Origin of the sequence: Paenibacillus sinopodophylli (genome assembly GCF_005930355.1) — a bacterium.
GTDB classification, from domain to species: Bacteria; Bacillota; Bacilli; order Paenibacillales; family Paenibacillaceae; genus Pristimantibacillus; species Pristimantibacillus sinopodophylli.
Genome location: NZ_VDBO01000001.1, coordinates 193280 through 213903, shown reverse-complemented (window position 1 = coordinate 213903; position 20624 = coordinate 193280). Strand labels below are relative to the sequence as shown.

The window sequence follows — 20624 nt, the reverse complement described above, 5'->3', positions numbered from 1 at the left end:
CGCATCTGTGCTTACAACTATCGTTTTGAGTTTTGCATAATTTCCTAAATAATAGAAAAAACCACCCATCAGGGTGGTTCCTACCTATGATGAGCACCATAGCTAAAACAGGCTATGCATTCGATATATGGATTCCATATCATACTCCTAAAATCTCACCACAAACATCAAATAAATGAGCAATCCAATCGCCATGAAGACTGCATATTTGTAGTTCGGTTTGGCAACCTCGAATACCGATTTCTTAAGTAGACCAGCCAGCAAATTGTTTACTGCCGAAGCCGGCGATATGGGATTGGACAAAGCCCAGCTTCCAAGCAGCAGCACTGCGAAATAGACAGGGCTTATCCCAACGCTCATAGGTACAATACTTCCTGCAAGAATAGTTACCGGCACAATCGGATGGAGCCCAATAAATGACGATCCTGCAATCAATGCCACAGTTACGATCGAAAATGTGAACGCTATCGGCAATGGGACATGCTCAATCAGGCTTGGAACCATCGATCCGAGATTCGTTATGCCGATTGAACCGCTGAAGAAACCCGCTGCTAGAAACAGCGTGATTTCTTTCTGCAGTGCAGGTAAAGTGACCGTAACATGGTTCTTGAAGCCTTCTTTATATATGGTCATTTCCCTTTTCGCAAAGCACCATATCAGTGGGAAGGCTAACGCAGCCAGACAGATTAACAAGACCATCGGCAGTTCGATCATACGTTCCATGGCTAAAATCGCAACAATAGCAGAAACTAAATAAATGCCGAGTCCAACAGGAAATACCGCTCTTTCTTTTGTTTCCACCGGCTGTTTAGCTTCCTTCGGCTTCACTTGAAGTAATTCACGATAATCGGCCGCCAAGCTTATCACTAGACTTAAAACGGCCAATCCGAGCATATAAGGCAACACAGCCGACCATGACAAACCCAGCGCTGCGGTCACAAGCGTCATCGCAGCAAAATACGGGGACCAAAGAATTGCCCCCGCAAAGCCCCTATTCAGCGCATTAGCAAGCAGCCCTTGCATACCTTGCTGTGGTTTTACAAATACCATTTGATAAACAACTGGTATTGATCCCACATTGATAAACACACCCATGATTTGAGTAAGAAGCTGCGTTCCAAGAAATAAAGCAGTCTTGCTTCGCAGGTTCACTTCATAGAATCGCTTCAAAGCCTCGACGTATTCGGGAAGACGAACCGGAATCCCGAACAAAGGAGCGAATAGGAATAAGGTAACAATGGTCACATTTATCCCTGCTGACTCGAACCATATTCTAGCATTTGCTTTCTGAAGCAATAGAAGAACAACTCCGGCAGCTATGAAAAATATCGTCAGCCATAAGGTCATTCCTTTAAGCTTCGGAATCAGCAAGAAGATTGCAGCAAACACCAAGCCTCCCAGTAAATAGACCAACGGTTCAAGCTGAGTAAGCTGTAAAGCAATATAAACGGCAGCAATGGTGAATATAAGTATCCGATCAATGGCCGTCTTAACTGCAGGTGTCATCTAATTCTTCCTCTTTCCTATCTTAATTAAATTGCCAGCAGCTTAGGCTCAGATTGCCGTATTGATAGCTGCGGTGAAGAAGCACAGCCTTACGATTGGCATCACCTGTCCCCATTGCGAGAAGAAGCGGTATAAAATGTTCATTCGTCGGTACAGCATCCTGGGCAAATGGAGCCTGCTCACGATATTGAAACAGCGCTTCTGTATCCCATGCTTCCAGCTTACTTTGCAGCCAATTGTCGAACTGCTCTGCCCACTCCTCCGTACCATTCGACTGCCAGTTCAATCTTCTTAAATTATGAACCGTTCCTCCGCTTCCAATGATAAGTATATCTTGTTCACGAAGCTCAGCCAATGCTTTACCGATTTGATACTGCTGTTCATTAGACAGATTACGATTAACGGATAGTGCAATGACTGGAATATCTGCGTCTGGATACAGCAGCTTAAGGACGGCCCACGCACCGTGATCCAATCCTCTACTTTCGTTCTGGGTACTCTCAATTCCCTGTTTGCTAAATAAGGTTTGAACCTGTTCAGCTAGCGAGCGGTCACTTTTAGCTGGATAGGTCATTCGGTAAAGCTCCTCTTGAAATCCGCCAAAATCATATATTGTTTCATAGGTTTCAGCACCGCTGACCGTCTGCACCGTCTCCTCCCAATGTGCGGAGAAAAGTACGATCCCTTTTGGTCTAGACGTATTTTCACTAAATTTCTTCAACAGTTGTGTATATTCATTATCCTCAAGCACAATAGACGGTGCGCCATGTGCAAAAAAGTAGGAAGGTATCATTGGTTTCTCACTCCTTATTGGTGTTTACTTCAGCATCATTTTTCAGCCACTTTGTAAAATCAAGCTGGTTCTCTTCCGATACGCCGTGGTCGGTCTTATATAATTTGAACGTAAGGTTATCCATGAGATCCTTCAAGTAGGCGGACGTCTCATGGCCAATCCGCACTGGAAATATCGAATCATATTCGCCATGGGAAACAAATGCAGAAACGTCCTTCATACTTTTAATCGAATACTCCGTCTTCACAAAGTCGGGAATGTATCCGTTTAGTGCGACGATACCCTTCAAGCGTTCACCCATCACTAAAGCAAGAGTCATAGACAATATGGCTCCTTGGCTAAAGCCGAGCAGGTACCTTTTAGCCGAGTCTATTGGATACTTATCCGTCGCGTACTGAATGAAAGCTTCGAGATCAGCAATCGCATTATCAAACATTTCCCTAATGGGATTGCCTAGGCTTATCAAATCATAATACTGATAGCCAGCGCCCAGCGGTAAATTGCCCCTAATGCCAATAATGATGAAATCTTCGGCTAACGGGCTGACAAGACCAAACATATTGTTCTCGTTCGAGCCTTTGCCATGCAGAGTGAATAGAGTCGGGTATGTCTTGCCCGGTTCTAGGTTTGCAGGCAAGTGAACTTCATATTTGTAGATCGGATTCATCATAAACCTCCCTGAGTTAGTATAGTTTGTTTTCCACTTACGAATATTAGTAATAATAAAATATATTTTATATGAGTAATTTACCGTAAGTCTCATTGACCTGTCAATATGAAAATTGTTAATATGTAAATAACATTTGTATTACTAATATTTGAGAGGTGTATGAGATGGATATCGGTGCAACGATTCGGACAATCCGGAAACGGAAAAATATTACCATCGCTCAAATATGTGAAGCAACCGGCTTATCTCAAGGCTTCATGAGTCAGGTTGAAACGAATAAAACATCACCTTCTATAGCAACTTTGGAAAATATTGCTCAAGCTTTACATGTTCCTTTACCTTTTTTACTCTTAAAGAAAGATGAACGGATGAGTTTTGTTCGGAAGAATGAGCGAAAACTGACCACAACTGGTCCGGAACATCTAAAAGTCGAGCATCTAAGCTCCACAAAAAATGTTAAAATGATGCTCGTAGAGTTTCCTCCTGGCGCTTCAACAGGGGCTGCTCCTCATGCACATGAAGGCGAAGAGGTTCATGTTGTCATTAAAGGAAAAGTACACGCTGCGCAGGGTGAAGATGAGGCTGAGTTCGAAGAAGGCGATTCATTTAGCTGGAACGCATGTACGCCCCATTTAGTACGCAATATTGGTGTGGAAACAGCAATCGTCCTCATATCAATTTATACAGAAAGTGAGAACGGACAAGACTTCATCTAAATCGCACCAAGATCAAAATATATAACAAATTCATGTCAAGGAGCTGCTTCTAGATGTCCAATCTAAACACGAAGACGATCGGTAAAGATTACCCGTTCGAATCGAAATATACTAATGTTAACGGTCATCGGCTGCACTACATCGATGTGGGCGAAGGTGAGCCTATTATTTTCTTACATGGAAATCCGACCTGGTCCTACACTTTCCGCAATGTGATCCCCTATGTGCAAACAAGCAATCGCTGCATCGCTGTCGATTTGATCGGTATGGGACGCTCTGACAAACCGGATATTGAATTTACGTTTCTTGAGCATGTCCATTATGTGACTTCGTTCATTGAACAATTGAATCTTGATTCTTTCGTCCTGGTTGGACATGACTGGGGTGCAGCGATTGGGCTGCATTATGCGAGCAATCACCCCGATCAGGTCAAGTCGATCGTAATGCTTGAACCACAAGCTTTATACCCCAATCCGTCATGGTCAGACTTCTCACCACCTGAATCACATGACTTATTCCAGACTCTACGCGACCCTGAGCAGGGTTGGCCGTTCATGCGAGATAAGAGTGTATTTATCGAGGGCTTAACTAATATAATCATGAATCGATCAATCACAACAGAAGAGCATGAGTATTACCGCGAACCCTTCCGCAATCCGGAAGATCGGAAGCCGATGTGGGTGTTTCCTAATCAGATTCCAATTGAAGGACATCCCGCTGAGGTTGCAGCTGCAGTGGAATTACGCAACGAGTGGCTTCACGCTTCCACCATACCAAAGCTATTGTTTTATGCCACGCCTGGCTGCACGGTACGCGAGCCTCAACTTGACTGGTGCCGCAGCCATCTGCAGAACTTAACGCTTGTTGATATCGGGAAAGGCTTCCATCATTTGTTGGAAGAGAATCCCCATGTTATTGGACAAGAATTGCAGCGCTGGATGCAGCAGCTGTAATGACTGTAACAAAGCTTTTTAAAGTAAGATAAAGAGGCTGCACCGCCAGGTTTATTAATGCCTGGTGATGCAGCCTCTTCTGATAGCTTATTGCGCTGATCATTTCATTCTGAATACGGTAACAGAGTGCTGCGGAAACGCATGGGGGAAGCTGTTTCCCTCAAACGAGAATTCTCGCTTAACCGGTACAATCCTCAATGGCTGTTCGAAGCTGTTCTCATCCTCAAGTGAATAACCTGATAGTTCATACATTTCGACAAAATGTTCTCCAGCCTCTGGCAAATCCTCCAAAGCAATATCCACAGATACGGCAATATTTTGTACATTGACAATCTTGATAATCGTGTCCTCTGTTGCGTCATCTGCGCTGGAAGAAAAGTATAGCGGCTGGATAACGGGCAGCTTATCAATCGTATCATGTATGAGATCACCATTCATATATCCACGTATCTGTCTTCCAGATACTTCGAGCGCAAGTTCATAGTTAACATCCGTTTCGACAGTGAACAACGATTGGGTTAAGCATGAACTGCGACCGTTAATGCGGGAACTGATTGCTGAATCTTGATTTTGCCAGCCGCCAAGTTCCCAGAACAATTGGTTTTGTTCATCCGCATGCCCGAAATACACGACGAATCCTTTCGAACCATCTAACCTCTTAGCCGTTAGGTAAAGCGTGTAGTTCGTCCAGTCAGTATAGCAGAGTCGCGCTGATTGCTTCAATTTGCCTTCAAGGCGAGCTTCCTCTGTGTCCGAAAGTTCAGCTGTCCACCCCCCAAATGCCCGCTCTTCACCTGTATCATTGTTCACAATACGTGCATCCGAAAAGTTTATAGTGCTGGCATTCGCACTTAGCTCGATTGCACCATTAATTGGCTTCTTCTCATCGAGTTGCGGTTTATCTAAGCCGCTCGCTTCAATCTGAAGCAAGCGGTCGCCTTGATGATGCATAAACAACTGTTGTACGTAGTAGTTCGCCGTTCCGAATACTTCGTGGTTGTTGAACCAGATAAGATCCGGCTTCCAGTTTACATAATCGACGTTGCAGAGCATTGGTGCATAACAAGCTAGTTCAACTGCATGGGCGTTACGCTCCAAGCCAATCATGAAGGCTGCTTCAGCGATTGCATTATAATAGGTATTGCCCCATGAAGCGTATTCGCCTAGAAACACCTTTGGATCATCAGCCTTGAACCCATCATATCGATCGAAGTTCGCTAAAAACCATTCCGGAGATTGATAGTAATGCTCGTCTACCAAATCAGAGCCATTCTCTCTCGCTGACGCCCAGCCTCGCTCATATTCGCCGCCGTCCGCAAACGGTCCGCTGGAATTAATTATTTTTATATCCGGATACTTCGCCTTAATGGCTTGATGGAAGTAGCTGTATCGCTCGAAAAACGGTTCGCCGACCTCCTCGTTGCCAATGCCGATATATTCGAGCCCGAAAGGCTCCGGGTGACCAAGTTCTCCGCGGATAGCTCCCCATTCGGTAGAGAGATCACCTCTCGCGAATTCAATCAGATCAAGTGCATCGTCGATCCATGGACCTAACTCATCAATCGGGACGATCCGTTTATGATGCGGGTCATAACCGCCTGGCAGAATAGGAATCGGCTTCGCCCCAATGTCCTCACAGAACTGAAAATACTCGTAATAACCGAGTCCCAGCGTCTGATTATACCGCCAGTTGTTCCTTCTCGAAGGACGCTGCTCGACCGGACCGACTGTGTTTTTCCAACGGTACATCGAGTCGCGGTCATCGGCATTCAGAGAACCATCATGAACGAGACAGCCACCTGGAAAACGCATAAATTTCGGCTTCAGCTCGGCTAGCAACATGGCGATATCTTCTCGCAGCCCGTTCGTACGTCCCAGAAACGTCTGAACGGGAAACAAGGATACCATGTCTACATAAAGCTTGCCCGACCCACCTGTCGTAATCGTCAGCCTGCTGCTGTAATCCGTTTCCCGAGCAGTAATAACAGCCTCGTATCGACTCCATTCAGATGAGCTGACTACAACTGTCGCTTCTCCATGAACGACGCCTGACTTGCTTTCAATCGCAATTAGAACCGATTCGCTCAAGCTCTGTTCACGCCTCGCATAGAAGGAGAATCGATATTGCTCTCCCTCTCGAATCGGAACTCCCGAATTAAAACCTGTATTTGCGATTCCGACTCCATCACCAGGCTTATGAATGTTAATAACGGCATAGTGTCTATTACGATCATTCATCGGGTGTGAATCCTCGATATAAAGCTCTGCCTGTCCGCCGCCTCTCTCCACTTTCTCCCAAGCGGTCAGTGCATGGAGATCGGGGTGATCAATCGGATCAAACTCAAACGAACGGTTTCGTATAAGCTCCGCATATAGCCCGCCATCAGCTGCATGGTTCAGATCCTCGAAAAAAATACCAAACAAATCGCCAAGCTCCGCACCTTGCTGCTTCGTCTTAATCGATAGTTTTGCTTGTATTTTATTCATCGGAAGCTCCACTATTAAGCGATATCCAGCTATCAACATTAACGACTGGCTTGCCATCGATGAACTCCATTTTGCTAATGCAAGTTTCACGCAATACCGTACTAGCAGGGTCGATTAGCCGGTGATAGCACAAATACCATTTACCTTCATATTTGGCCATAGACGCATGGCCTGTTCCACTGTAAAGGTCAGAGTGCCTCGTAACACGATTATCCTCAGGGGATTCATACGGACCATAAATATGGCTGCTTGTCGCAAAACAAATTTGGTATCTCGGATCACGGGTATCGTAATTGCTCCATGTAAGCATATATTTTCCGTCAATCTTCTGCATATGTGGTCCTTCATTATAAACACCAATATCAAAAACTTCAGGGTCTTGACCACGTTGCTCGTATAGTTGATTCGACAGCAGCAAAGGCTTTGACTTGAACGTTACCATATCGTCCTCCAACGGAACGATCCAGCACTTGCCTTGGCCCCATAATAAGTATGGCTGTCCATCCTCATCCACGAATAGGTCAGCATCAATGCTTTGGCAATCATATTCGTCCTTCGTAATCAATGGCTTACCAAGCAAATCCTTGAACGGCCCAAGCGGTGAATCAGATACGGCAACACCGATTTGCGTCTCAGCAGTGAAGTACATATAATACTTTCCTTTATATTTGTTAATGCCAGGCGCCCAAGCTCTCGACTTCGCCCAACTGATATCGTTCAAATCTAGTGCCAAGTATGGTCCTTCCCAGTTAACGAGGTCCTTGCTGTGGAACACATGAAATTTCTCATATAACCATCCATCACTATCTTTCGTCGGATACAAATAATAGGTTTCTCCGTCTTGAAGCAAGAACGGGTCTGCCCATTTCCCAATCAAAGTTGGTTGTTGCAGCTGCTTTTCCATATCCTTTTCCTCCGTATCATTTTAGCCAATTGTCGTATTCACACTGGGGGCCGGTTGATCCAAACCCCTGCATGCTTCGCCTAGCTGGATGCCATAATTCTACGCTTCCACATAGCTGAAATATTATCCGTAAAAATAATAATACACTATCCTATTTTCCAACTTTATCACACCATCGTAAATGATGTATGATAGGTATTAACTGATTTATTGTCCATTATTATCGGAGGGATTTTCATGATTCATATCAAACGATGCGGATATAACATTGCACATGAGGAAGGGTTCACTGTAGATCGACCATTCGGCTCAGGCGACTATTTATTTGTACTGTTCCGCAGCAAAATGGAGGTGGAATCGAAAGGGGAACGTGCTATAACCGAACAGAACAGCTATATTCTGTTTGGCAGGGGCAGCAAACAATACTACAAAGTCATTGAGCAGCCGATGGTTCATGACTGGTTCCATTTCGATTCGGATGAAATAGATACGCTGTGTCAGCAGCTTCAACTGCCGTTCGATACGGTCATGACGGCACATGATCCGTTTTATATATCTAGAAAAGTAAGCGAGCTTCAAAGCGAGCAAGTCCATAATGGTTCCTACATGCGCGAGATTATGGATGCAACCGTTCGATGTCTATTTATGAAGCTAAGCGAAATGCGCAGCCGCATTGACACCAACCATCACATCAGCAAGCATTATGATCAATTTATTAATCTTCGTAATATGATCTATAATACGCCTTCCATTTCTTATGCGATCGATGAGCTTGCGGCAAACATGAATATGAGCAGATCGCATTTTCAACAGCTGTACAAGGAAATATTTGGTGTGTCCGTCATCAATGACGTCATTCACAATCGACTCGAATATGCGCTGCATCAGCTAGAAAACTCTACGCATGATATTAAAACGATCGCAGAGCTCTGCGGATATGAGAATGAGGTTCATTTCATGAGACAATTTAAGAAGAGCGTACACTTGACGCCAACTGAGTATCGCCGCAAATACCGTTCGCCTACTGACGGTTCGAAGTAAGATTCAAATTACTCCTACTCAAAGCTAGCTTAGGACGCAGATGGCACTCTCTTGAGGTCAGCTTTCGGGGAATGACTCTGGAGAGTACTCGGGCGGTTTCACTGGGAATCCGATGCTCCAGATCGGCTTAAAGTCATGGCGCATCTGGTATGAATTTCCCCCAATAATAATTCCCTTGATACAAAAACATCTCCTCCATTACATTGTTTTGTACAGCGTATATGTGCATCCACCTCTATCGGTTCCAAGCACTATGAATACAAAACATAAACGGTGAATCACAAAAAGACCGAGCTCAGCTAAAAATAACTGCGGTCGGTCTCTCTTATTGCGGCATTCCTAATTGTTACTATTCTTCCCGAGTATAAAATGTATAGCTTCCGGAACAAATTCGGATGACCCCATACAGTTGGCCATTTTCCCAAACGCTTTCGTAATCCATCACCGTACCTGCTTCTAGTACCATAGTATTCGTGGAAACAAGCCGAATCTTAACTTGACCCGAGGTATTAGGAGGAAGACTTACCTGCAATCTCATGCCATCTTGCCCATGTGAGAGATCAACTTGAATGATGCCTCTTACGGAATGATAGCTTCCTCGCACAGAACGCAACTTCTCTGAATAAAACGGCGCGATTGCAATTTCTTTGTAAGCGTCTTTTAAGGATGAAATACCGAGCATATGCTTATATAGCCACTCTAAAATATGACCCATCATATCATGATTGCGAGACCTTGAATCATCCGTCCAAAATTCCGGCAACGCCGTCTCACCCTGCTCCACAAACCGGATATAGCTCGGGTGCTCAGGCTGCATCATCATATCAAATACGATATCATTGCGATTTATTTTGGCTAATGCACCAAATAAATAACGAAGTCCGATCTCTCCAGAACGCAATTGATGACTGGCTGCCGCCTGAAGCAGAGCGTGCTCAATATCTGGGAGCTGCTTATCAGGCACCATGCCAAAATAAATCGGCATCGCCTGCATGACCTGATTCTCAGGGTCATGTTCACCGTTCAGCTTGCAATAGGCGTACCGTGTCTCTCCAGGCACTTGCCTAAGCAGCCGTTCATTATAAAGCTGTTTAATTCGCTTCGCTTCTTCCTTATAATCCACATGGTCCTCACTATATCCCAGCATTAGAGCATACTTTGCCATCAAACGGAAAGCTTCGTAATAGAAGGCGGTTTCTACATTCTCAACATAATCTCCGCCTGTCTGAGGCTCAATACCCCAATCGCCTAGCCCATGTCCAATGAATCCGCCATGCATTTCTTTGGTATGCAAGTAAGCCATATAAGCCTTCATAGCTGGATATGCCTCTTCTATAGCGGTACTATTTCCGTACGTCTGAAATAGTAGCTCCGGCACGAAGATGACCGCGCTTCCCCATGCGATGGAATCACGAAACCCATCCTCAAACCTCGAATACTCAGGAGCGATATCAGGAATGAGCCCCTCATCTGTCTGAGCCTCCATCATATCACGCGTAATTTTTAGCCAGAGCTCTTCCACCTGCTTAACGTACATAATGGAGGGTCCCATCAGACTAGCTGTCTCTACCCAGCCCAGCTTCTCAATCGTCGGACAATCCGAATGTACGCTCTGCAAATTACTCTCAATGGCTTTCATAATAATCTGAGCAAGCTGAGTGATCCGCGGATCATCTGCCGCCAATTCGCCAACATTTTTTGCGGCAGATGTGACAAAGTGACCTTTGACATCGTGTATGACAGGCTTATTAGGGTCTGCACCATCACGCGTGCAGCCTTCGATTTGCACCCATCTGGCCCCGTAGCAGGAAAAATCAGGTTTCCACACCTCAATATCACCTGTTCCAGCAAGAGTGTATTCAGAGAAAGTAACAATGTCCCAAGGCGTTGCAACCGTATTATCCTTGTTCCTCAGCTCGCCCGGCTTGATTGTCACTTTGCTGCCTGCCGGCCCGCTCACATGGATCTCAAACATGCCAGACATGTTTTGTCCAAGATCATAGACGTAGACCTGATTAAGCGGCTCCTCAATTCCGATGGTATCATATATTTTTGCCACGGTTATCGGAGGTTGATTTTGGCGGACCAGTCTGCCTAATGGAGCTGCCAACACCACTGCCTGTTCCCATTTTGCAGCATCAAACGGGGCATTATACCAGCCAACAGGATAACGTCTTGCATCATAATTTTCAGATCCGTACACATTCGCAAGCGTCGTTGCGCTATCTCTAACACGCCAGTGGTCAGTATCCGTGAGAATGAGCGCTTTGGTGCCGTCCACATATTCAATATGCCATTCGCCAATGGCGAGCAGGTTCTCTCCGAATGATTCGTAACCTTTACCTATCGTATAGAAATGCCTTCCACCCGCATCTCCCGCATAGAAGCCATTGCCTACTGATAAACCAATAACATTAGTTCCCGTGCAGATGTGATCCGTTACATCAAAGCACACATATTGCACAGATTTGTGATAATTCGTCCAACCGGGGTCCATTTCATGCTTGCCTACTTTGCTGCCGTTCATAAATAGCTTGAAATGTCCCAATCCGGATACGACAGCATAAGCCTGTTTGACAGGCTTTACGATTTGAAATTCATGACGGGCATAAAAGGGCTGCTTACTTCCGCTGCCGATCCACTTTGCTTTCCATTCCGTATCTTTCAGATAGCCTGTTAGCAGCAACTGCTGTTCGCTCCATACCTGCTTGTCTGCCTGATTCCAAACGGCTACTTTCCAGTAATAAACGGTTAGGCTTTGAAGCAGTTTCCCCGAGTAACGTATATTCAACTGCTCAGAGGAACTCACTTTTCCGCTGTCCCAGCATAATTCAGCTTCCTCTGATAAGGCCTCTTCTGTTTCAGCAACCACAATGCGGTAGCTTGTTTGCCGTTCTCCGCGATTCTCGCTCTCCAGCTGCCAAGCAAAGATTGGACAATTCGTATCAATCGCCAAAGGGGAGTCATAGTTTTTAATTTGCAAGTGGATAGGCCGAATGATGCTCACTCTCCTAATGATTACTTTAAATCATACTTTAGCTTTGGACTTTCCATAAGTCCATAGGGCTTGCCCTGATACTCGGGCGTATAGGCACCCTCATCTGGGTGAAATGACCACCAATCCATCCAGCTTGGCTGAGGATCCACTTGATGGAGCGGACCAAATAGATTGCGTGGACTGCCTACGACTTCAATGGCTATGGCGTTCAAGCCAGGTTTCAACCTATTATCCAACTCGACGAACGCTTCGCTTCGCCAAGGAATCATTTTCCCTTCAGCCTCATTCACCTTCACATTAAGCAGAACAGCCTCATAATGACCTAGCTCCAGTCTGTATCCTGTAAGATGCTTCGACTGCCATTCCAGCTCATAAACGTACGTCATACTCCCGCAATAATAAGGATAGCCTTGGCTGCGCCAATCACCATAGGTCAGTTTTATTGGCTCCTTCATGAGCTTTCTATGCTCGTCTACAGCAAAGTCACCGATGAGATATCCATTCTCAAGCTCCATATCATTCTGATATGAAATTTGTACGTCAATTTTGTTTACCCCTTGTACAAGCGCGGGCAGCCTAAGCTTCTTCATGCTAATATCCAAATAATAGCCCTCAGGTTCTACCCGCACTTCTTTACCATTCAGAATAAAGCTAAAGCGCTCCGCATCCTCAAACACAAAAAACACATCGCTGCTTGGCAAATCGGTTACAACAAAGGTAAACCGAAGCGAGACTGGCGTCCCATTTCCCGGATGCGGCTCATGAATCCAGAAATAGCGCTGCAAATTTCCGGAATGAAATACCTGCCGCATCCCGAGTTTTTCTCGGATTAGCCGCTGTGCTCTCCAGACTTCCATTGTCTCTGACCAATACTCATCTCCGAAACGATACTGACATTGATCTAATATCAACACATTTGGCGCTGTGCGCTCGAAGCCGATTGGCTCCAAATAAATTTCCGACTTGCTGGCTGGGAGCGCCTTTGTCTGGCCGATATCCTCCTCTGGCTGTTCAGTAAATAAAACATACAGCTTCGAATCAGTGGGGCCAAAAGAAGCCCGAAAGCTTACTCCGTGCTCTGTTACTTCGGTTTCTATCGTCTTGACTTTGCCCGTCCAAGCATCCCACTCCTGCAAGTAGCTGCCGCCTTCTAGTTCAATTTGAACCTCAAATCCTCTTTCACGATCGTTATTGACGATAAAAGCAATCGATTGTTCCTCAAGGGTACGGTGCATATGAATAAAGGTTGTAGCTTCCGATCCATCATGCTCCTGAATACGAATAGAACGTTTCGTTTCATTACCGAGTAGCCGCTCCAATTCCTTCAAATCTGCTGCCTGAGTATATCGCTCATGACGCAGCAGCGCAGCCAGTTTGCCTGACTCTTTGCCATCTATTAGCAAAGGCTCTTCTCCATAGGAAGCTACTTTTCCCCCATTATCCATAAACGCAAGCAGCAATTCAACGGTGGAGGATAATAAATTCACTATCGACGGCAGCACGACATAGCTGTACCCGCACTCTCCTACAACGATGCTGTCTCCAACCACCTTACCAAATTCCTTCATTATGAGCTCATCGCCAAGATCGTAATCATGGTGCAGCTCAACGAGCCGATTGACGAATTGATTGAATTCACGGTCATATTTTTGAAGCTCTTGCTCGTTGCCTGCACTATTTTTCCATTCTTCTATCTTCACATCATACCCCAGCTTCGTCCACACTGATGTAGCGGGATGAATAACTAATAAATCACGAGTAAGCTTGCCTTCACTCAGCACAGCGCTTAATCTGGCATAATAATCCTCCATGCCGCGATTATGCTCCCACCAGTTCGTATGATAATTAAAGGATGGCGGATAATCGCGCTTACGGCAGCCGCGCAGCGAATACCAGGATAAATGATGCGTCAATACATTAACACCCAGTGCAAATTGCCAATCGCCAATCCATCTGCGCGTCTCAAAGGTGAGGTCCCAGCCCGTCACGCCATAAGTTTCTGTTATGACTCTCTTTTTCCCTAGCTGATTAGCGACACTTGATACCTGCTTCATCGTAAGATGCTCATCTGTTTGCTCGCATAACGTGTCGACACCGGGAATGTCCAAATACCTATAATGAGGCATGACCGCTCCGCTATTTAAGGTGGAGCCGATTAAACTGCTCTCTGAATGAAAATGTCCAGTGAACTTGATGCCTTGCTCTGTGCACCAATCGCCAATTTGCTTCGTATACGATTCGCTGAACGTTTCTGTTATCGTAAGCCAATAATCATGTCTGATCTGCGCGGAGCTCTCACCTTGAAAAAAAAGAAAGGGGAGCAGTTGGCCGATTGAATAGCCCCGTCGTTGCTCAAAGGCTTGCTCCATCACTTCACTCCAGGCCATCCAGGTCAGCTCTGGGTCATTCAAACGCTCTGAAAAACCTTTTACCGTTGGCTCATCTGTGAAAATGCCAGGAATCGTTGTACCGAACTCTTCTCCAACTGCTTGGCGATAGGGCTCGTAATTGGTTTCAATAAACAAACGCGTCGTTTCGGGATTCATCAGATCGGTATACGTATCGCCATGGCACCAGTCATTTTTGGCAGCAATCCGCTGCTCGAACACTAGATAAATCTCGTTCCCATCATGAAGTGGCTCGCTTTTCTCATCTAGGGATAACGGTGTCAAAGAGTGAAGATGATTACCATTTATGACGGCTCTATAAACAAAACGGAGGTCAGCACCTAGACGATACTCACGGCAAATATGCAGCACTAACGCCTTAGCGCGCACAGCATCGCCGCCAAGCCGCGGAACCATTCCTCCTCCCATACCTGAGGAATAGCGGTCCTCATCATACAGCCATGCCTGAATGCCGGTTGCCTTTGCTTTGGCAACGCTCCCTTTTACACGATCCATAAATGTTTCACTGAGATAAGGCGTCTCGAGTCCCTCTCGGACGTGCATCATAAATCCGCCCATCCCCTGCGCCTGAAACCCTTCAATCTGACGATCCAATTCCTCCTGCCTCAGCTCATCGTTCCAAGCCCAGAAAGGTACCGATCGGTAATCGATACCCGGATTCTGGAATGATGCTTTCAATTCATCCCGTTTCATCCTACACCTCTATCGTTGTAAAATTAGCTACCCTTTCACGCTTCCGAGAACAAGACCTTTAACAAAATATTTTTGCAAAAATGGATAAATACAAAGAACCGGCAGCATGGAGACAAACAGCTGTGCAGCAAGCACGGTCCGATTGGAAATATTGGCGATTACAGACAGATCGCTCCCATTCATATTCGTTAAATCTCTAGCGACAATGACTGTCCTTAAATACGTTTGCAGCGGATAGTTGGAAGGCGAATTCATATAAATCATCCCATCAAACCAGGAATTCCAGTGAAAAATGATTGTAAACAATGCGATCGTGGCCAAGGAAGGCTTTGAGATCGGCAAATAAATGCTCCAAAGCGTTCGCCATACGCCAGCTCCGTCCATTTGAGCTGATTCCTCCAGTTCAATCGGCTGCGTACGGAAGAAGTTAAGCATGAGCACGATATTGAACACATTGACGGCGGATGGAATAACGAGCGCCCAAATGGAATCCATAAGTCCTGTCTCTTTGACGACCATAAAGGTCGGAATTAAGCCTCCGTTAAAGATCATAGTGACAACAAAATACCAAGAATATATCGTTCTAGAACGAAATTTCAAATTCGATTTAGACAAAGGATAAGCAGCTAGCACCGTGAGAATAAGACTAATCGAGACGCCTAGAAACAAACGCTCGAAGGACACAAGCACGGTTTGAAGAAAGATATGGTTACCGAATATATATTTGTACGAATCCAGATTAAAGCCTACAGGCCAAATCGTCACCCAACCGGCTGTGACAGCTGAATTACTGCTCAGAGACATGGCTGCCATATGAAGAATTGGAAAGAGGCAGGTTAATGAAAACAGTGTCAAAAATATATAATTCGCGTATAAGAATAAAACTCTGGAAGGCGTTCGCCGTTCGATCATCATTCATGTACCTCCATTTCGTTAAAAGATGCGATAGTTGGCAATTCTGTAGGCCAGCAAATAAGATACACAGATAAAAATCAGTGAAACGATCGATTTAAACAATCCGACTGCGGTCGCTACACCATATTGCATTTGTTCCATCCCAATCCGGAACACGTAAGTATCCAGAATGTCCCCACTGGCGTACACCTGCGGACTATATAAATTAAATACCTGATCGAAGCCGGCATTCAAAACATTTCCAAGACTGAGTACACTTAGCAGCACGATAATCGGCCTCATACCAGGCAGTGTGATATGCCAGGCTTGCTTCATATGACCTGCACCGTCAAGTGCTGCTGCTTCATATAACGATTTATCGATACTCAATATAGCTGCAAGATATACAATCGTATCAAATCCCAGCTCTTTCCAAATGTGCGAGGCTACAATAATGAAGCGGAACCAACTTCCGTCACCAAGGAAATAAATAGGCTCCATGCCAAGAAATTGAAGGAAATTGTTGACGATGCCTCCTGATGGAGACAAAATATCGATGAGAATACCTGATAAAATAATCCAAGATAAAAAGTAAGGCATATAGACAATCGTTTGTACCGATCTTTTGAATACGACGTTTTTCACTTCGTTTAACAATATCGCTAACGTTAGCGGGAAAATAATGCCGACAATAATTTTCATAAATGAAATGAGCAACGTATTGCCGATTACCTTCATCGTATCCGGCATTCCGAACACATACTTAAAGTTGTCTAGCCCAATCCACTCCGAACCAAACCAGCCGCGGGAAGGAACAAAATCCTGAAATGCAATGGCAATGCCCATGATAGGCCCATAGCTGTAAATAAGCACAAGGATTACCGCTGGTAGAAGCATCATATGATAAGCTCCGGTGGAAAACCGGCGTTTACGGATTCCTTTCGTTTGCATAGTAGCGCACACTCCATCCTTCTATCTATAAAATAAGGAGGGACTAGAGCGGTCCCTCCGTCTTGCTTTACTTCTTGGCTGCGTCCCAATCATTAACTTCCTTCGTCACTTCTGCTAGTCCAAGCTTATTCAGCTGAGTAACGAATTTATCAAAGTTTTCTACCGAATCTGAGCCCATAATCACTTTTGTATAGTACTCGACGACCGCTTGCTCAACGGTTTTCAATCGATTCTTCATAGCATCTGTAGAAGCACCATAAAACTCATCCATTTTAAACAAATTGTTTTCCACATAACTATTCATGGATTTGAAAGAACCCGTCTCGCCAAATACCTTCTCGAATTGAGCATTCGCGTTGTCACCAGCTTTAAACTTCTCAATGTTATCGTAGTAGCCTTTTTCCTCAGCATTGAGCTTAGTGACGTCGCCTGTTTTGAATGCCTCAACAATTTTGAGGTGTGCCTGCAAGTTTTTTTGTGCTTTCCATGCTTTAGCTACCGCATAGTGATGACCAGGAGCAGGCTCAGGTCCCATGAATTTATCAAACTCCGCTTGCGTTGTATCCCCGTAATTTAAGTCCGTCCAGAAATTAAGCAGCTTCATAATCGCTTCTGGATGCTCATACCCTTTGCGTACAACAAAGTAGTTTTCCACATTCAGTTTAATTTGAGGATTAGCGGGCTGGTCATCCTTTGAAACAATTGGATGAGCAAGCCAGTTGGCATCTGGAAAATTATCGATCGTTTGCTGCAGTGGGAACATCCCATTCCACATCGCTCCCATATTTATACCGACCCTGCCCGAAGCGGCAAGTTCAGCAGCTTTGCTCGAATCCTTTGCTCCAAAATCCTTTTCTATCAACCCTTCTTTGTACAGCTTATTCAAATACACAAGCGCGTCCTTCACTTCCGGCTGTGCGCTTCCGTATACAAGCTTGCCGTCAACTCCCCGAACCCAAGCTTTTGGATAAGCATCAAAAGCATTGAAGATACCAATTGCTTCGGCTACCCCTGGCATTAAGAAATCTTTGTTCAGCATCATGCCAACCGTATCCTTCTTGCCATTACCGTCTGGATCCTGCTCAACAAATGCTTTCATTACGTTGTAAAGCTCGTCAGTCGTTTTCGGAACCTCCAAGCCCAGCTTATCCAGCCAGTCTTGACGGGCCCATAAAAAGGCTGCGCCATCGATGGCTGAATTTGTTCCCGGAATAGCAATTAGCTTGCCGCCGAAAGTTGCCGATTCCAAAGCAGAATTGCCTTCCTCTGTAATAATTTCCTTGGTAAGCGGCGTTGAGTATTGATCATAGAATTTCGTTAAATCCTCATACATATCCGTCTTGGATAGCGTTGCCAACTGCTCTTGGCTTACGGCAAGCAAATCTGGAATATCACCTGAAGCAATCGCTACGCTTATTTTTTGTTTACCAGCGTCTGCGCCTTTGGTATACCAAAGCGGCTTGATATTGATGCCAAGCTCATCGCGATAGGCCTTGATCCATTCACTGTTCTCCCATTTTTCTTCAGTAAAACTGTCGGCAATAGGATCACCAATCATGACGCCAACTGTAAGTTCAACTGGTGGATCGAACTTTGTAGTCGGATCAATCGGTGTATTATCTACTGCTGACCCGTTGTTGCCCCCGTTTGCTGATGGTTCGTTACTTGCCGTATTGTTGCCGTTACCCGAGCTGCATCCTGCTAGAAGAGATACGCTTAAAAGTACGGCTGCTGCTGTGGAATACACATTTCTTTTCTTCATCATCCTTGCTCCCCCTCTGTTTATCGCCGAATACTTACAAGATCATCTTACTCTCCACGCAAAAAGAAAACGATTTCAAAATTCCGTGATTTCTTGCACTCTTCCGACTTTCTAATCATTGTGAGCATAAAAAAAGAAGCTTAGCCTCTTATATCAAGGCCGCTTCTCATTTGCGTTTTATAGATATCTTTATCTCTTTTGGGATTTCCACTCATTTACTTCTCTTGTCACATCCTCAAGACCAATCTTATTCAGCTTGGCAATAAAGGAATCGAAACCATCGATTGATTCTACTCCCATGATTACCTTTGTGTAATATTCCTCAACCAACTGATCAACCGTTATAAGCAGGGTATTCATAGCATTTGTTGACGCTCCATAAAATTCATCCATTTTAAATAAATTTCGCTCCTTATAGTCATTCATGACCGCGTAGGAGCCTGTACTGCCAAATACCTTCTCATATTGGGCATATGCATTTTCTCCTCCCTGATACTTTAGAATATTATCGTAATAGCCTTTTTCTTCAGCGTTCAGCATTGAACGTTCACCTGTCTTGAAAACCTCCATTATTTTCAAATGGGCCTGAAGGTTTTTCTCTACTTTCCATACCTTCGCCACTGCATAGTGATGCCCTGGAGCAGGCAAAGGCCCAAGAAAATGATCAAATCTAGCTTGGCTTGTATCACCGTAATTAAGCTCCGTCCAGAAATTAATTAATTTCAGTAGCGCCTCCGGGTGGGCATATCCGCTTCTTACCACATAATAGTTCTCTACATTGAGCTTAACCTGAGGATGGGCAGGCTGCTCATTCATTGAAACGATAGGAAAAGCTCTCCAGTTGGAATCCGCATCATTATCCTTGGTCAGCTGCATCGGGTACATCCCATTCCACATGGCTCCAAACATTATGCCAACCTTCCCGCTAGCCACAAGCTCGCCTGCTCTGCCGGTATCCTTTGCAGCAAAATCCATTTCCATGAGTCCTTCTTCAAATAGCTTGTTTAGAAAGGCAAGTGCAGGCTTCACTTCCGGCTGCACACTGCCATAAACAAGCTTCCCATCTTTTCCTTCAATCCATATTTTCGGATACGCATCAAACGCATTAAATATCCCAATCGCTTCGGCTAAACCCATATTTAAAAAAGAGTTGCTTAGCGACAGACCCACAGTGTCCTGTTTGCCATTGCCATCAGGGTCCTGCAGCGTGAATGCTCGAATAACATCATAAAGCTCTGCTGTCGTGCTAGGTACCTGCAGCCCTAGCTGATCCAACCAATCCTTTCGAAGCCACAGGAAGGAAGCACCGTCAATGGCTGAGTTGAGCCCTGGAATCGCAATAAGCTTCCCATCGAAGGTCGCCGATTCCAAGCCCCGAAGATCATCACCCAAAATAATTGATTTGGTTAGCGGTGATGCATATTGCTCGAATATATTCGTTAAATCCGTGTATAAGCCTGTTTTGGATAAGGCAGACAATTGTTCCTGGTTAACAGCGATCACATCAGGAATTTTGCCCGAAGCAATCGCGACGCTTACCTTTTGTCTGGCTGCTTCCATACCTTTCGTATACCATGCCGCTTTCACATCAATGCCCAGCTCTTGACGGTACGCTTGCATCCAAACGCTGTTCTCCCACTTCGCTTCCGAAAAATCAGACGCAATCACATCACTTATTGCGACGCCCGTCGTCAGTGTTATAAACTGAGCAGCTCCATGATGCTTCTCGCTTACGCCCTCACTATTATCCAAGGTTACTGTGTCTCCGCTACAGGCCGATAAACCAATGAACATGATTATCAGCATGAGCGTAGCTAAGGCTCGAATTTCATTTACATTAGCCAATTC

At 45.0% G+C, this 20624-nt stretch carries 14 protein-coding genes; 3 read left to right on the top strand and 11 right to left on the bottom strand.

The annotated features are described in order from the left end of the window. Nucleotides 1-147: 147 nt before the first annotated feature. From FGT79_RS00735 to FGT79_RS00725, 3 genes are read right to left on the bottom strand one after another with little or no spacing between them, the layout of a single operon-like run. Nucleotides 148-1506 (bottom strand): hypothetical protein, encoded by a 1359-nt coding sequence (locus FGT79_RS00735; RefSeq protein WP_138750886.1) that lies wholly within the window; start codon nt 1504-1506, stop codon nt 148-150. A gap of 22 nt (nt 1507-1528) precedes the next feature. Next, a complete protein-coding gene (locus FGT79_RS00730) occupies nt 1529-2299 on the bottom strand; it encodes a DODA-type extradiol aromatic ring-opening family dioxygenase (protein WP_138750885.1) in 771 nt (256 codons plus the stop codon). 7 nt (nt 2300-2306) lie between these two features. After that, nucleotides 2307-2969 (bottom strand): alpha/beta hydrolase, encoded by a 663-nt coding sequence (locus tag FGT79_RS00725; RefSeq protein ID WP_342778448.1) that lies wholly within the window; start codon nt 2967-2969, stop codon nt 2307-2309. A gap of 164 nt (nt 2970-3133) precedes the next feature. On the opposite strand from FGT79_RS00725, the gene FGT79_RS00720 reads away from it, so the two are divergent. After that, entirely contained in the window at nt 3134-3685 is a 552-nt protein-coding gene (locus tag FGT79_RS00720) for a helix-turn-helix domain-containing protein (RefSeq protein ID WP_138750884.1), read from the top strand. A gap of 53 nt (nt 3686-3738) precedes the next feature. Beyond that, entirely contained in the window at nt 3739-4638 is a 900-nt protein-coding gene (locus FGT79_RS00715; RefSeq protein WP_138750883.1) for a haloalkane dehalogenase, read from the top strand. A 99-nt stretch (nt 4639-4737) separates the two neighbouring features. Here the strand turns inward: FGT79_RS00715 and FGT79_RS00710 are convergent, their stop codons facing one another. Together FGT79_RS00710 and FGT79_RS00705 are read right to left on the bottom strand one after the other, a co-directional pair. Next, nucleotides 4738-7125, bottom strand: a complete 2388-nt coding sequence (locus FGT79_RS00710; RefSeq protein WP_138750882.1) for an alpha-L-arabinofuranosidase C-terminal domain-containing protein — start codon at nt 7123-7125, stop codon at nt 4738-4740. Further along, on the bottom strand, nt 7118-8029 hold the full coding sequence (locus tag FGT79_RS00705) for a family 43 glycosylhydrolase (RefSeq protein ID WP_138750881.1): 912 nt from the start codon (nt 8027-8029) through the stop codon (nt 7118-7120). The genes FGT79_RS00710 and FGT79_RS00705 overlap by 8 nt, the downstream gene beginning before the upstream one ends. 237 nt (nt 8030-8266) lie before the next feature. On the opposite strand from FGT79_RS00705, the gene FGT79_RS00700 reads away from it, so the two are divergent. Further along, on the top strand, nt 8267-9070 hold the full coding sequence (locus FGT79_RS00700; RefSeq protein WP_138750880.1) for a helix-turn-helix domain-containing protein: 804 nt from the start codon (nt 8267-8269) through the stop codon (nt 9068-9070). Between the two features lie 349 nt (nt 9071-9419). Here the strand turns inward: FGT79_RS00700 and FGT79_RS00695 are convergent, their stop codons facing one another. The 6 genes from FGT79_RS00695 to FGT79_RS00670 form a co-directional block, all read right to left on the bottom strand. Continuing rightward, on the bottom strand, nt 9420-12077 hold the full coding sequence (locus tag FGT79_RS00695; protein WP_138750879.1) for a family 78 glycoside hydrolase catalytic domain: 2658 nt from the start codon (nt 12075-12077) through the stop codon (nt 9420-9422). Between the two features lie 11 nt (nt 12078-12088). Then, nucleotides 12089-15169: a glycosyl hydrolase gene (locus FGT79_RS00690; protein ID WP_138750878.1), complete on the bottom strand. Its 3081-nt coding sequence runs from the start codon at nt 15167-15169 to the stop codon at nt 12089-12091. 27 nt (nt 15170-15196) lie between these two features. After that, nucleotides 15197-16081 carry a carbohydrate ABC transporter permease gene (locus FGT79_RS00685; RefSeq protein WP_138752868.1) on the bottom strand — a complete coding sequence of 295 codons (885 nt, stop codon included), beginning with the start codon at nt 16079-16081 and terminating at the stop codon, nt 15197-15199. Between the two features lie 21 nt (nt 16082-16102). Further along, a complete protein-coding gene (locus tag FGT79_RS00680; protein ID WP_342778447.1) occupies nt 16103-16963 on the bottom strand; it encodes an ABC transporter permease in 861 nt (286 codons plus the stop codon). A 118-nt stretch (nt 16964-17081) separates the two neighbouring features. Then, complete coding sequence (locus FGT79_RS00675; protein ID WP_138750876.1) at nt 17082-18779, bottom strand: extracellular solute-binding protein; 1698 nt, start codon at nt 18777-18779, stop codon at nt 17082-17084. Nucleotides 18780-18965: 186 nt separating this feature from the next. After that, nucleotides 18966-20621, bottom strand: coding sequence for an extracellular solute-binding protein (locus tag FGT79_RS00670; RefSeq protein ID WP_138750875.1), 1656 nt, complete (start codon nt 20619-20621; stop codon nt 18966-18968). Between the last annotated feature and the right edge of the window lie 3 nt (nt 20622-20624).

Excerpts from the sequence above, each read along its gene's own strand:
- FGT79_RS00680 (WP_342778447.1), bottom strand. The coding sequence starts at position 16,963 with ATGATGCTTCTACCAGCGGTAATCCTTGTGCTTATTTACAGCTATGGG.
- FGT79_RS00685 (WP_138752868.1), bottom strand. The coding sequence starts at position 16,081 with ATGATCGAACGGCGAACGCCTTCCAGAGTTTTATTCTTATACGCGAAT.
- FGT79_RS00675 (WP_138750876.1), bottom strand. The coding sequence starts at position 18,779 with ATGATGAAGAAAAGAAATGTGTATTCCACAGCAGCAGCCGTACTTTTA.
- FGT79_RS00705 (WP_138750881.1), bottom strand. The coding sequence starts at position 8,029 with ATGGAAAAGCAGCTGCAACAACCAACTTTGATTGGGAAATGGGCAGAC.
- FGT79_RS00720 (WP_138750884.1), top strand. The coding sequence starts at position 3,134 with ATGGATATCGGTGCAACGATTCGGACAATCCGGAAACGGAAAAATATT.
- FGT79_RS00730 (WP_138750885.1), bottom strand. The coding sequence starts at position 2,299 with ATGATACCTTCCTACTTTTTTGCACATGGCGCACCGTCTATTGTGCTT.
- FGT79_RS00725 (WP_342778448.1), bottom strand. The coding sequence starts at position 2,969 with ATGATGAATCCGATCTACAAATATGAAGTTCACTTGCCTGCAAACCTA.
- FGT79_RS00710 (WP_138750882.1), bottom strand. The coding sequence starts at position 7,125 with ATGAATAAAATACAAGCAAAACTATCGATTAAGACGAAGCAGCAAGGT.
- FGT79_RS00700 (WP_138750880.1), top strand. The coding sequence starts at position 8,267 with ATGATTCATATCAAACGATGCGGATATAACATTGCACATGAGGAAGGG.
- FGT79_RS00690 (WP_138750878.1), bottom strand. The coding sequence starts at position 15,169 with ATGAAACGGGATGAATTGAAAGCATCATTCCAGAATCCGGGTATCGAT.
- FGT79_RS00715 (WP_138750883.1), top strand. The coding sequence starts at position 3,739 with ATGTCCAATCTAAACACGAAGACGATCGGTAAAGATTACCCGTTCGAA.
- FGT79_RS00735 (WP_138750886.1), bottom strand. The coding sequence starts at position 1,506 with ATGACACCTGCAGTTAAGACGGCCATTGATCGGATACTTATATTCACC.